General features: G+C 70.6%; 14 protein-coding genes. 9 read left to right on the top strand and 5 right to left on the bottom strand.

Going from position 1 to position 13044, the window contains the following annotated elements:
- The first annotated feature begins 3 nt into the window (after window positions 1-3).
- From Q9R22_RS02785 to Q9R22_RS02765, 5 genes are all read left to right on the top strand, one after another.
- Complete coding sequence (locus Q9R22_RS02785) at window positions 4-258, top strand: hypothetical protein (RefSeq protein WP_311254020.1); 255 nt, start codon at window positions 4-6, stop codon at window positions 256-258.
- An 18-nt stretch (window positions 259-276) separates the two neighbouring features.
- The gene (locus Q9R22_RS02780; protein ID WP_311254019.1) at window positions 277-1668 is read left to right on the top strand and encodes an AarF/UbiB family protein; all 1392 of its coding nucleotides are present in this window, start codon (window positions 277-279) and stop codon (window positions 1666-1668) included.
- Between the two features lie 63 nt (window positions 1669-1731).
- Window positions 1732-2817, top strand: coding sequence for a type II glyceraldehyde-3-phosphate dehydrogenase (locus tag Q9R22_RS02775; protein ID WP_311254018.1), 1086 nt, complete (start codon window positions 1732-1734; stop codon window positions 2815-2817).
- Window positions 2814-3260, top strand: a complete 447-nt coding sequence (locus Q9R22_RS02770) for a universal stress protein (protein WP_311254017.1) — start codon at window positions 2814-2816, stop codon at window positions 3258-3260. The genes Q9R22_RS02775 and Q9R22_RS02770 overlap by 4 nt, the downstream gene beginning before the upstream one ends.
- Window positions 3261-3511: 251 nt before the next feature.
- Window positions 3512-4786, top strand: coding sequence for an ISL3 family transposase (locus Q9R22_RS02765; protein ID WP_311254016.1), 1275 nt, complete (start codon window positions 3512-3514; stop codon window positions 4784-4786).
- 217 nt (window positions 4787-5003) lie between these two features.
- Here the strand turns inward: Q9R22_RS02765 and Q9R22_RS02760 are convergent, their stop codons facing one another.
- From Q9R22_RS02760 to Q9R22_RS02740, 5 genes are all read right to left on the bottom strand, one after another.
- Entirely contained in the window at window positions 5004-5495 is a 492-nt protein-coding gene (locus Q9R22_RS02760; protein ID WP_311254015.1) for a hypothetical protein, read from the bottom strand.
- A 154-nt stretch (window positions 5496-5649) separates the two neighbouring features.
- A complete protein-coding gene (locus Q9R22_RS02755) occupies window positions 5650-6411 on the bottom strand; it encodes a DMT family transporter (protein ID WP_311254014.1) in 762 nt (253 codons plus the stop codon).
- A 47-nt stretch (window positions 6412-6458) separates the two neighbouring features.
- Window positions 6459-7106, bottom strand: a complete 648-nt coding sequence (locus tag Q9R22_RS02750; RefSeq protein ID WP_101851215.1) for an isoprenylcysteine carboxylmethyltransferase family protein — start codon at window positions 7104-7106, stop codon at window positions 6459-6461.
- Window positions 7096-7353 (bottom strand): DUF2933 domain-containing protein, encoded by a 258-nt coding sequence (locus Q9R22_RS02745; protein WP_311254013.1) that lies wholly within the window; start codon window positions 7351-7353, stop codon window positions 7096-7098. The genes Q9R22_RS02750 and Q9R22_RS02745 overlap by 11 nt, the downstream gene beginning before the upstream one ends.
- A 99-nt stretch (window positions 7354-7452) precedes the next feature.
- Complete coding sequence (locus Q9R22_RS02740) at window positions 7453-8316, bottom strand: F510_1955 family glycosylhydrolase (RefSeq protein ID WP_311254012.1); 864 nt, start codon at window positions 8314-8316, stop codon at window positions 7453-7455.
- A 159-nt stretch (window positions 8317-8475) separates the two neighbouring features.
- Between Q9R22_RS02740 and Q9R22_RS02735 the strand changes: the two genes are divergently transcribed.
- From Q9R22_RS02735 to Q9R22_RS02720, 4 genes are all read left to right on the top strand, one after another.
- Window positions 8476-9183: a response regulator transcription factor gene (locus Q9R22_RS02735; protein WP_311254011.1), complete on the top strand. Its 708-nt coding sequence runs from the start codon at window positions 8476-8478 to the stop codon at window positions 9181-9183.
- Complete coding sequence (locus Q9R22_RS02730) at window positions 9180-10319, top strand: cell wall metabolism sensor histidine kinase WalK (protein ID WP_131333812.1); 1140 nt, start codon at window positions 9180-9182, stop codon at window positions 10317-10319. The genes Q9R22_RS02735 and Q9R22_RS02730 overlap by 4 nt, the downstream gene beginning before the upstream one ends.
- 97 nt (window positions 10320-10416) lie before the next feature.
- A complete protein-coding gene (locus tag Q9R22_RS02725) occupies window positions 10417-10737 on the top strand; it encodes a heavy-metal-associated domain-containing protein (RefSeq protein ID WP_131333813.1) in 321 nt (106 codons plus the stop codon).
- A 51-nt stretch (window positions 10738-10788) separates the two neighbouring features.
- On the top strand, window positions 10789-13020 hold the full coding sequence (locus Q9R22_RS02720; RefSeq protein ID WP_131333814.1) for a copper-translocating P-type ATPase: 2232 nt from the start codon (window positions 10789-10791) through the stop codon (window positions 13018-13020).
- Window positions 13021-13044: the final 24 nt, after the last annotated feature.

The following is a 13044-nucleotide window of genomic DNA, read 5'->3' as shown; positions in this document are numbered from 1 at the left end:
GCCATGACCGACCACCACGCCGAGCGGTTCCGTCAGATCACCGAGGTCCTGGCTCGTCACGGACTGGGCTTCGGGATCGGGGCGGCCGGGCTGCACCGGTGGCTGCCGGTGGAGCACGGGCTGCTGGGCCACGAACAGCGCGAGGAGCCCTACACCAATCCCGAGCACCTGCGTCTGGCCCTGGAGCAACTGGGACCGGTGTTCGTCAAGTTCGGGCAGGTGCTCTCGACCCGGGCGGATCTGCTGCCCGAACCGTAGCGGGAGCAGCTGTCCCGGTTGCAGGACTCCGCCCCACCGGTGCCCGGGCCGGTCATCACGGAGCTGATCGCGGGCGAGCTCGGCCACGCCCCTTCGGAGGTGTTCGCCGCCTTCGAGGAGACCCCTCTGGCCAGTGCGTCGCTGGGACAGGCCCATGCGGCCCGCCTGGCCGACGGCACCGAGGTGGTGGTCAAGGTGCGTCGGCCCGAGGTCGCCGCCCAGGTCCAAGAAGACCTGGAGATCCTGCAGAACGTGGCCGCACGGGCCAGCCGCTATTGGGAGGCCGCCGCCGACTACGACGTGACCGGCATCGCCGAGGAGTTCGCCGTCACGCTGCGGGCGGAACTGGACTACCTCGCCGAAGGGCGCAACGCCGAACGTTTCGCGGCGAACTTCGCCGGCAACGACGACATCCGCATCCCCCGGGTCTTCTGGGAGACCACCACCTCCCGGGTGCTGACCCTGGAGCGGATGCACGGGCTGAAGATCAGTGACCTGGCCGGGCTCGAGGCCGCCGGGATCGACCGGGCAGCCCTGGCGAGCCGGGCGGCCGGTGCGGTGGCCCAGATGGTGTTCCGGGACGGCTTCTTCCACGCCGACCCGCATCCGGGCAACCTCTTCGTGGAACCCGGCGGGCGCATCGCCCTGATCGATTTCGGCATGGTCGGGGACATCGACGAGCACCTGCGGGCACGTCTCGGGGCCCTGTTGCTGGCCCTGGTGCGCCAGAACCCGCGGCGGATCGCCACCGCCCTGGCCCAGCTGACCACCTCCCGGCACCCGGTGAACATCCCCGCCCTGGCCGGGGACCTGGCCCCTGTCGTGGCCCTCTACTCGGGGCGCCCCTTGGGCGAGATCCCGGTCGGGGGCCTCATCAAGGAAGTTCACGCGGTCCTGCGCCGCCATCATCTGCAGTTGCCGCGGGAGTTCTCCTTGTTGCTGAAGATGCTGTTGATGGCCGAGGGTGTGGGGACGATGCTGGACCCCCAGTTCCAGCTCGGTGAGGTCCTGCGGCCCTACGCCCACGGTCTGCTGCTGGAGCGCTACTCCCCCTCCGCCATCGCCGGACGCCTGTCCCAGGCAGGGACCGATGTCCTGGATCTCACCGCTGAGCTGCCCGAGCAGCTGCGCCGCGTCCAGGCCATGCTCGAGGCCGGGGGCCCCGAGTTGCACCTGCGCACCGCAGAACTGGACCCTCTCGTGGACCGCCTGGAATCGGCAGGCCACCGGTTGGGGCTGGCGATCCTGGCGGCCGCGTTCGTGCGTGGCCTCGGTGATCTGGCCGCCTCCGACCCGGTGCGGCGCCGGTCCTGGCAGCTGCCGGTGCTCAGCACGGGCCTGGGCGCGACCGGTTCCCTGGGTGCCTATCTGGCGTGGTCGGCGCACCGGCAACGACGACGCCGGCCCTGAGCACTGGCCAGCACCGATCCACACCACCGACCGCCGGTAGTCCCTGTTAGGAAAGGAACGAAAATGACCCAGAAGATCCGGGTGGGCGTCAACGGCTACGGGGTGATCGGCAAACGCGTCGCCGATGCGGTCACCGCCCAACACGACATGGAACTGGTCGGGATCAGCGACGTGGTCTCCGACTACCGCATCGCCACCGCGGTCTCCCGCGGCATCCCCGTCCACGCCTCCACCGCCGCAGGGGCAGCGGCGATGCGCTCGGCGCAGTTGCCCGTGGCAGGAGAGCTGCACCAGCTGCTCGGGGCCGTGGACGTGATCGTGGACTGCACCCCGGCCAGGAGCGGGGCCACCAACCTCGAGCACTACCGCGCCCACGGGGTCAGAGCCGTCTTCCAGGGTGGGGAGAAGCACGCCCTCACCGGCCACTCCTTCGTCGCCCACGCCAACTACGCCACCGCCCTGGGCCGGGACACCACCCGGGTGGTCTCCTGCAACACCACCGCCACGGTCCGCACCCTGACCGCGCTGCAGGGCGCGGGACTGCTGGCCAGGGCGCGCGGGGTGCTCATCCGCCGGGCCACCGACCCGTGGGAGTCCGATCACTCCGGGATCATGAACACCGTCGTCCCGGAAACGGCCATCCCCAGCCACCAAGGGCCCGACGCCCGGACGGTCGTGCCGGGCCTCGACGTGGTGACCATGGCCGCGAAGGGCTCCCACACCCAGAACCACCTGCACTACTGGGCCATCGACCTCACCCGCCCCGCCACCCAGCAAGAGGTCCTCGAGGCGCTGGGCGCCATGCCGCGGGTCGCGCTGGTCCGCAGCGGCGAGGGGATCGTGGCGCCCAACAGCACCATCGAGCTGATGCGGGACCTCGGCCGGCCCCGCGGGGACATGTACGAGGTCGCCGTGTGGGCCGACATCCTCACGGTGCAGGGCGACGAGCTGTTCTGCACCTACACCGTCGACAACCAGGCGGTGGTCGTCCCGGAGAACATCGACGCGATCCGGGCCCTGGCCGGCACCGTCACGGACGGGGCCGAATCCATGAGCCGCACCGACGCCGCCCTGGGGGTGCGCGCGGACTTCCTCGCGCCCGCCCCGCACCCGGGCCGGCCCCACCCCACGGCGGGGGCACGGTCGTGAACGCCGCGGAGACCTTCCGCGTCGTGGTCGGGGTGGACGGCTCGCCCGAGTCCCTGAGGGCTCTGGAGTGGGCGGTCACCGAGGCCCGGTTGCGCCAGGGCCAGGTCCATGTGGTGACCGCCTGGCAGCACCCGTCCATGGTGGCCGGCGACGACGAGCCGGACTGGGACCTGACCAGGTACGAAGCCAGGGCCCGGTTCCTCCAGGACGACGCGATGCGCAGCGTGCACGCCGAGCAGGAGGACATCACCGGCGAGGTGGTCCAGGGACAGCCGGCCGCCGTGCTGGTCGAGGCCTCCACCGAGGCCGATCTGCTGGTCGTGGGATCCCACGGCTACGGCGGCTTCACCGGCCTGCTGCTGGGCTCGGTCTCCAACCAGGTCCTCCACCACGCCCGCTGCCCCGTGCTCGTCGTCAGACCCCGTCACCCGGGCCGGCTGTAGAGCCGGGTCCGGCCCCGGTGGTTTCCGCAGCTGCGGATCCGGGGGTGGGAGGCCTCTCAGGTTCTCGTCGAGCAATCAGGCCGATCCCGGCTCTTCGCAGATGAGCGGGGCCGGGAGGTTCTCTGCCGGAGCGGTGGGGGCCGTGTCGAGCTGAGTGGGTAGGCGTCGAGGCCTTCAGGATGAAGGCGTCTACTCCGCATCCTTCGAAGGCCTCGACTGTGACCCAGCCTATCGGCGGGCACGCCTGTTGCGTGTCCGCGTGCACTCTCTTCGACCAGCCCGACATGCACGTGCGTGCCGCCGAACTCACCGACCGTGGGTGGGCACTGAGCGTGGAAACGCGCGGCCGCGAGGCCGCCTGCCCCGACTGCGGGGTCATCGCTGCCCGGGCCAAGGACCGGGACCGTGTGCTGCTGCACGACCTGCCCGCTCACGGGGTGCCGGTGCGCCTGGTGTGGAGCAAGCGCCGCTGGCGTTGCCAGGAGCCGGCCTGCGCCCGGACCAGCTTCACCGAGCCCCACCCGGTCGCCGCCCCTCGGGCCAGGCTCATTACCCGGGCCGTGGCCTGGTGCGCCGACCAGATCGCCTCCCACGACATCACCGTCTCTGCTCTGGCCGGGATGCTCGGAGTCGCCTGGCACACCGTGTGGAACGCGGTGGCCCCAATGATCCGGGCCAGGATCGCCGACCCGGCCCGCCTCGAAGGAGTGCGGCGCCTGGGCGTGGATGAGCACATCTGGACCCACGTCGGGCTGCCGGGACGACGGGCGGTGACCGGGATCATCGATCACACCCCGGACGAGGACGGGCGCCCCCGGGCGCGGCTGCTGGACCTGGTCCCGGGCCGCTCGGGTGCCGCTTACCAGGGTTGGCTGGCGCGGCAGTCGCCGGCCTTCCGGGACGGGGTCACCACCGCGACCCTGGACCCGTTCCGCGGCTACGCCAACGCGATCCGTGACCAGCTGCCCGCGACTCAGGTCGTCCTGGACGCCTTCCACATCGTCAAGCTCGGCACTCAGATGGTCGATGAGGTCCGCCGGCGGGTGCAGCAGAACACGACTGGGCACCGAGGCAGGGCTGGTGATCCGCTGTACCGCATCCGACGGGCGCTGACCTGCGGGGTGGAGCACCTCACCGAACGCCAGGCCGCCCGCCTCGAGGCCGGCCTGGCCGCTGGCGACCCGCACGACGAGGTCCTGGTGGCCTGGCAGTGCTATCAGAAGCTGCGCGCCGTCTACCACCAGCCCACCTCGACCACCGGCCGGGCCCTGGCGGTGGAGGTCATCGACAGCCTGCACACCTGCCCCATCCCCGAGGTCGCCCGCCTCGGGAGGACCCTGCGACGCTGGAGGGAAGAGATCCTGGCCTACTTCCACACCAATGGCGCCTCGAACGGCCCCACGGAGGCCGTCAACGGGGTCATCGAGACCATGCGCCGCGTCGCCCGAGGCTTCCGAAACCCAGAGAACTATCGGCTCAGAGCCCTCATGGCAGCCGGAGGACACCGACCCTGGAGAACCCCCTGACCCCGCTCATCTGCGAAGAGCCCCGATCCCTGAAGGATTCAGTGACTCAGACGGGGTGGTGCTCAGTGCTGCCGCGCAGCATCGAGAAGAGCACGTCGCAGCGTCAGCCGGCCACGGAGGATCACACACTGTTCCCGTAACTGAGAGGAATGCTCCCCTGGGGTGTGGCACACCCGCTGCGCCCTGTGGCCAGAAAGGGCCTGGCTCCCCTTTCCGGTCAGTGACCGGAGGTGTGGCCGGGGCCGTGGGAGGGGACCGGGGAGTCCTCGCCGCCCGGGACGCCGCCTGGTGCGCTGCCGCTGATCAGCGGGCCGATGACGAAGGCCGAGAGCGAGTAGAGGCCCGCGAAGACGACCAGACCGACGGCCGGCGCCCACCAGGTGTCGAACCTGCGGCGCAGGCGCAGCAGGAGGGGGACCGAGGCGGCAAGGCCCAGAACACCGAACACGAGGGTCCCGCCGGACCCGGCAATCAGCGCCGTCCCGGCGAGCACTCCCACGTGGTGCAGCACGTGCGGGAGCAGCCCCAGGGCCACGCCGATCCCGCCGATGGCGGAGTTCCACAGCGCGCGCAGGCGCCTCGGCCGGACCGCCGCAGCCTCTCCGGGGGTGCCCGCCTGATCGCTGACCCGGTGGTGGGAGAGATGCCCGTCCATCGCCGTCGCGCCCTTCCCTGCAACCGGTGTGCCGTCCGGGCCGAGTCTAGTCACGGGCGGTCCATGGGCAGGAGCCCCGTGAGCCACGGGGGCCGGTGGCTACCTGGGCAGGCGTCGAGGGCGTGACGGGTCATGGTCCCGGGCGAACCCTGCCTGGGACCGTCACCAGCGCCAGGGAGACCAGCACGATCACCGCCCCCACCGCGCTTCACACGGTGGGCCGTTCCCCAGGCAGCACCGCCGAGACCGCCATGGCGATCACGGGCACCAGCAGGGTCCACGCGCTGAGCAGGTCCAGGCGTGCCACCTGGGTCTGGCGGAACCAGGCGAGGAAGGCGGCTGCGGTCCCGATCAGCGACAGGAACCCCAGTGCCAGCACGAACCGAGGGGTCCAGGCGATGGCCGGGGCGCCCTCGACCGCGGCGGCCAACGCCACCAGCAGAAGACCGCCGATCACAAAGTGCCAGCCGATGGCGACCACCAGATCCGTTCCGGACAGCCTCCGTGACATCAGCGTTCCGGCGGTGACGGCCACCGCTGAGAGCAGCGACAGCCACGCCCCCTGCCCGCCACCACTAGCCACCCCCACCAGCACCAACCCGGCGAACCCGACCACCACAGAGGCCGCGGAACGCACGGACACGGCCTCACCGTAGAACCACCAGGCCGGCAGCAGGATCAGTAACGGCTGCGCGTTCGACAGCACCGCTGCCGCCCCCGTGGCCAGTCCTGCGGTCCCGGCGAACATCGCGGCGAAGGCCACGGTCACGTTCACCACCGCCATCGCCGTCAGCAGACCCCAGGACGGCCCCCGCGGCCGCAGGGGCCGTCGCTGCGCGGCGGCGACGAGCAACAACGCGGCCCCGGCGATCAGAGCACGTAGTGCCGCGAACCACAGCACCGGCGCGTCCTGCAAACCCCATCGGATGGCCACGAAACACAGGCCCCAGGCCGTCGTCACCCACAGCATGGTCCCCACCCGGGGCGCCCCTCGGTCCGGGGCTACCCTTGTGCTGCTCAGGAGCGGGCCGTCTGCCGGCGGAACCGGGGGAGAAACCCCGGCACCCGGCGGGCATAGTCCTGGTAGGCGGTGCCGAACTGGCGGACCAGGATCTGCTCCTCCTTGCGCGCCAGGCGCCAGTAGACCACCACCAGCACCGGGAACATCAGCAGGGTCAGCACCGTGGGCCACTGCAGCAGAAAGCCCACCATGACAGCCAAGAACCCTACGTACTGCGGGTGGCGGAGACGCGCATACGGGCCGGTGCTCGCCAGACGCCCTTCGTGCTGGGCCGCATAGAGCACCCGCCAGGCACGGTAGAGCAGGTACAGCCCCGCCCCGATCACGAGGTTGCTGAGCAGGTGCAGAGGATTCAGATGCGGATCCCCTTCCCATCCGAACAGCTCCTGCCACAGGTGCCCCGATCCATGATCCAGGGACTGCAGACCGGGCACCTTCTCGCCCAGCCAGCCCGAGAGCAAGAAGATCGTCAGCGGAATGCCGTACATCTCGGTGAACAGCGCGACGATAAACGCCGAAAACCCGCCCAGGGCGCGCCAGTCCAGCCTGGTCTTGGGCTGGATGAAACTGAATGCGAAGGCGATGAACACCAAGGAATTCAGGATCACCAGCCACCACAGACCGTACCCGTACTCACCGGACATCGCCGGCTCCTCTCTCCTGGAGGTCACCTCCGTGGCCACCATGGCCGCCGTGACCGCCGTGACCGAACAGGTGCATCACCAACATGGCGGCCACGAACACATACGGCAGGGCATCGGCCATGTGCAGCCAGTGAGCGGTGAGCAAATAAATCACGATGGCAAGGACCACCACCAGGATGCCGAGACGAACCGGGGAGCCCGGGCGGGAACGGCCACGGGTGGGTGATGGGTGCGGACTGTCGCTCATTGGACTTCCTGCCTGGTCGCAATCTCAAGAGCCTGCCGGTCCACCACCGGTGCAGTGAGTACTGAGGAACCCACGGGGCCGGCTGGCTCACCTGTGTCGTTACAACAGCGCTTCGGTGGTCTTGCCTCCGTCGGTGGTGCGCAGGACGGCCGAATCGGCCACCAGCAGTGCCTCCACCGTCCCCTCCTCGCTGATGCTCGATCCCAGGGCGGTGATCTCCCCGATCGCCTTCTCGCTGGTGTCCCAGGTGTCCCCGGCGTCAGCGCTGGTAAGCAGGCGCCCGTCGATGCCGGCGCCGACGATGGTCTTCTCATCGGCCCAAGCCACAATCGACATCAGTTGCGGGGTGTCCAGGGTGTCCCAGGTGGTCCCGTCGTCGCTGGAGCGCAGCACACCGTTCTCGGTGGTGGCCAGGACCGTGCCCGTGCCCGGGGCGATCGCCAGGGACGCCGGGGCGGAGGGGATCTCAAGGGTGTCCCAGGTGCGGCCGTCGGTGCTGGCGCGCAGCTGTCCGTCGAAGCCGATGACCGCGTTCGGGCTGGCGGTCAGGGCGTGGAAGTCCGACTCCCCGCCTCGGGAGAGCACCTCCCAGGTCTCACCGCCGTCGGTGGATTCGATCAGCCCGACCGGCTCGGGCAGGTCGGTCCCCATCCCGGGGTGGCCCGAGGCCAGGTAGCGGCCCTCGGTGAGGGTGAAACCCATCAGGTCCACGACCGGACCCACCTGGGTCAACTGCCGGCTCTCCAACCGGAACAGGCCCTCATGGGTGGCCAACAGAATCACCCCGGTGGCTGCGTCGCGGGTGATGGCGTGGACGTGGGTGATCGCCGTTCCAGCGCTGTTGGTGCTGGAGGAAGCAGTCGGAGCCGTGGAGTTCGCCTGCGGCGAGCACGCCACCAGGGCCCCGGAGCCCAGCAGGCTGAACCCGCCCAGGAGAAGGGATCTGCGGGTCAAGGAGTTCATGGGTCCTTTCCGCCTCGCAACCACATCACGAGGACCACCCACCATTCTCGACCGGCTGGAGAGAGGCTCTGCGCCGTTTTCCTTGAAGGTTTGGCGAAGATTGCCGCAGGAAGGGCCTCTGAGCCGGATCGGCATACAGGTCAGGGACACACTGGAGGCATGAATTCTGGCTCCGATGCCGGCACCCGCCCGGAGCGCGTGCTGGTGGTCGACGACGAAAAGCCTTTGGCGCAGATGGTCGCCACCTACCTGTCCCGCGCCGGCTACGCCGTCGCCCAGGCGCACACCGGCCCCGCCGCCCTCGAGACCGCCCGCACGGAGCACCCGGACGTCGTGGTCCTGGATCTGGGGCTGCCGGGGCTGGACGGGGTCGAGGTGTGCCGGCGGCTGCGGGCCTTCTCGGAGTGCTACGTGCTGATGCTCACCGCCCGCGGGGACGAGGAGGACAAGCTGGCCGGGCTGGCCGCCGGGGCCGATGACTACATCACCAAGCCCTTCAGCGTGCGCGAGCTCGTCGCCCGGGTGGCCGCGGTGCTGCGCCGGCCCCGCCCCACCGTGGCCCCGGCCGAACCGGCGCGGGTGTTCGGGGACCTCGTCATCGACCTGACCGCCCACGAGGTGCGGGTGGGCGGCGATCCGGTGGCGCTCACCCGCACCGAGTTCGACCTGCTGGCGGCCCTGTCGGCCCGCCCACACCAGGCGTTCTCCCGTCGTCAGCTCATCGACATCGTGTGGGACCCGGCTTGGGTGGGCGACGAGCGGATCGTGGACGTGCACATCGGCCACCTGCGCCGCAAGCTGGGCGAGGAACCGACCGCCCATATCGGCACGGTGCGCGGGGTCGGCTACCGGATGGGGGCCCGATGACCCGACGCCCCCGGGGGCTGGTCTCCCGGTTCCTGCTCGCCCAGCTGCTGGTGGTGGCCGCCAGCCTGCTCGCCGCGGTCGTGGTGGCCTCCCTGGCCGGCCCGGCGATCTTCCACGAGCACCTGATCATGGCCGGGAACCCGGAGAACTCCCCGGAATTGCTGCACGTGGAGCAGGCCTACCGCGACACCAACCTCATCACCCTGGGCGTGGCCCTGGGCACCGCCCTGGTCTGCGCCCTGGTGGTCAGCGCCTGGTGCTCCCGTCGTATCCGGGGGCCGTTGGAACGATTGACCGAGGCGGCCCAGGGCATGGCCCACGGCCGCTACGACACCCGGGTCCCGGCGATGGGCGCCGGGGCGGAGGTCGAGGCCCTTGCCTCCTCGTTCAACACCATGGCCGCCCGTCTGCGGAGCACCGAGGACACCCGCCGGCGAATGCTCTCAGACCTGGCCCATGAGATGCGCACCCCCATCGCGGTGCTCACCGTCTACTGCGAGGCCCTCCAGGACGGGGTCACCCACTGGGATGAGACCACCAGTGAGCTCATGAGCGAGCAACTGGCCCGACTGACCCGTCTGGTGGACGACATCAACGACGTCTCCCGCGCCGAGGAGGGCCGGATCGACCTGGACCGCACCGAGCAGCCCGTCGGTGAGCTCCTCCGGAGTGCCGTGGAGGCCCACCGGGAGGGCTACGCCGCCAAGGGCGTAGCCCTGGAGCTCGACGTCGACGAGTCGGCCGGGACCGTGGACGTGGACCGGCAACGGATGGGCCAGGTACTGGGCAACCTGCTCACCAACGCCCTGCGCCACACCCCGCTGGGCGGAAAGGTGATCCTGAGGGCGGCCCGGCAGGGTCCCGGGCAGATCGCCATCCACGTGGCCGACACCGGTGATGGCATCAGCGCCGAACACCTGTCCCACGTCTTCGAACGCTTCTACCGCGGGGACACCGCCCGCGACCGCGACCACGGCGGCTCCGGGATCGGCCTGACCATCTCCAAAGCACTGGTCGAAGCCCACGGCGGCACCCTGACCGCCACCTCCCCCGGACCCGGACACGGCGCGGTGTTCACCATGGAGCTGCCCACCTGTCACCGCGTGGGTTCCCCGGCAGCAGAGGTCACCGGATGACCCACTTGCTTTATACCCCCATGGGGTATATACCCTAGAGCTGTAGGGATCCCTTGGGTCCCTGCGGTATCGCATAACCCGAGCGAAGGAACTCCAGATGACCCCCGAGACCCCTCAGCCGCTGCCGATGGCCTCCACCGGCTGCGCCTGCTGCACCCCGGCCTCCGACCAGACGGCTCCCGCCGCCGAAGCGGCCCCCTCGGCCGGCACGTCCGCCACGTATCAGGTGGAGGGCATGACCTGCGGCCACTGCGCGACCAGCGTCACCGAGGAGATCACCGCCCTGGAGGGTGTGACCGATGTGCGCATCGACCTGGCGGCCGGTGGCCTCTCCACTGTGACTGTGAGCGGTATGGCAACCCCGGAGGCCGTGCAGGCCGCGGTCGAGGCGGCCGGTTACGCCGTCGTCGCGGCCTGAGTAACCCCACCGCCGTACCGACCAGCCAACCATCTTCGCGGAAGGAGCATCATGAGCACCCCGCATCATGACCACGGCCACCCGCACGCCGACCCCGACGCCGTGCAACCCATGGACCACAGCGGCCACGCCGGTCACGGGCAGCACGGCGATGCCGATACCCACGGGCAGGCCATGCCGCACGGGCACGCCCACTCCGCCCTCGACGAGGACCACACCGTCCACACCCACGGCGAACATGCCGGGCACTCCACGGCGATGTTCAAGAACAAGTTCTGGTTCTCCTTGGTGCTGGCGGTCCCGGTGGTGGTGTTCAGCCCCATGGTCGGGCACCTGCTGGGCTACCACATCCCCGAGTTCCCCGGGTCGGCTTGGATCGCTCCGGTGCTGGGCACGGTCATCTACTTCTACGGCGGGATGCCGTTCCTCAAGGGCGGACTCACCGAGCTCAAGAGCCGGCAGCCGGGGATGATGCTGCTGATCAGCATGGCCATCACGGTCGCGTTCGTGGCCTCCTGGGTGACCACCCTGGGGATCGGCGGATTCGAGCTGGACTTCTGGTGGGAGCTGGCGCTGCTGGTGGTGATCATGCTGCTGGGGCACTGGATGGAGATGCGGGCGCTGGGGGCGGCCTCCTCCGCCCTGGACGCCCTGGCGGAACTGCTGCCCGACGAGGCCGAGAAGATCGTGAACGGCGAGACCATCACCGTGCCGATCGCCGAGCTGGCGATCGGGGATGTGGTCCTGGTCCGATCCGGGGCTCGGGTTCCGGCCGACGGGCAGATCGTCGACGGCGCCGCGGAGTTCGACGAGTCCATGATCACCGGCGAGTCCCAGCCCGTCTCCCGGGGGCCCGGGGAGACGGTGGTGGCGGGGACCGTGGCCACCGACAACGCGGTCCGGGTCCGCGTCGACGCGGTGGGCGAGAACACGGCCCTGGCCGGGATCCAGCGGATGGTCGCCGACGCCCAGGCCTCCTCCTCCCGCGCCCAGGCCCTGGCCGACCGGGCCGCCGCGTGGCTGTTCTGGTTCGCCCTGGCCGCCGGCGTGCTCACCGCCATCACCTGGACCCTGCTGGGCAGCCCCGACGACGCCGTGGTCCGTACCGTCACGGTGCTCGTGATCGCCTGCCCCCACGCCCTGGGCCTGGCCATCCCGTTGGTGATCGCGATCTCCACCGAGCGCGCCGCGAAGGCCGGGGTGCTGATCAAGGACCGGATGGCCCTGGAGCGGATGCGCACCATCGACGTGGTGCTCTTCGACAAGACCGGCACGCTGACCGAGGGCGCGCACGCCGTTACCGGTGCTACGCCGGTGCCCGGCACCTCCGAGGCCGAGCTGCTCGCCGTGGCGGCGGCCACCGAGGCCGACAGCGAGCACCCCGTGGCCCGGGCGATCGTGACCGCCGCCGCCCGCAGCGCCGAAGCACAACGGCTGGGCCTGCGCGGCACCGGCTTCACCGCGGCCGCCGGCCGCGGTGTGAAGGCCACCGTCGACGGGGCCGAGATCGTCGTGGGCGGGCCGAACATGCTGCGCGAGTTGGCTCTCGACACGCCCGCTCCGCTACGCGCCACCGTGACCGAGTGGACCAACCGCGGCGCCGGTGTGCTCCACGTCGTCCGGGACGGGCGGATCATCGGCGCCCTGGCTTTGGAGGACAAGGTGCGCCCCGAGTCCCGCGCCGCCGTGGCGGCGCTGCAGGAGCGCGGGGTGAAGGTCGCGATGATCACCGGCGACGCCCGGCAGGTCGCCGAGGCGGTCGGGGCGGATCTGGGCATCGACGAGGTCTTCGCCGAGGTCCTGCCCCAGGACAAGGACACCAAGGTCACCGAGCTGCAGTCCCGCGGGATGACGGTGGCGATGGTCGGCGACGGGGTCAACGACGCCCCCGCCCTGGCCCGGGCCGAGGTCGGGATCGCCATCGGCGCTGGCACCGACGTGGCCATGGAGTCCGCCGGGGTGGTGCTGGCCGGCAACGACCCCCGCTCGGTACTGTCCATGATCGAGCTGTCCCGGGCCAGCTACCGGAAGATGATCCAGAACCTGGCCTGGGCCACCGGCTACAACGTCATCGCGGTGCCCCTGGCCGCCGGTGTGCTCGCCCCGGTCGGGATCGTACTGTCCCCGGCCGTGGGGGCGGTGCTGATGTCGGTCTCCACCATCGTGGTGGCACTCAACGCCCAGCTGCTGCGCCGGCTCGACCTGGACCCCGCCCACCTGTCCACCACCAGCACCGAGGACCGCCGGCCCGCCGAACAACCCGCGACCGTCCCCACCTCCTGAGCCACCCTTTCCCCAACCCCTCAA

This window comes from Kocuria sp. PD6, from assembly GCF_031844145.1.
GTDB lineage: Bacteria > Actinomycetota > Actinomycetes > Actinomycetales > Micrococcaceae > Kocuria > Kocuria marina.
This window is presented reverse-complemented; position numbering and strand designations above follow the sequence as displayed.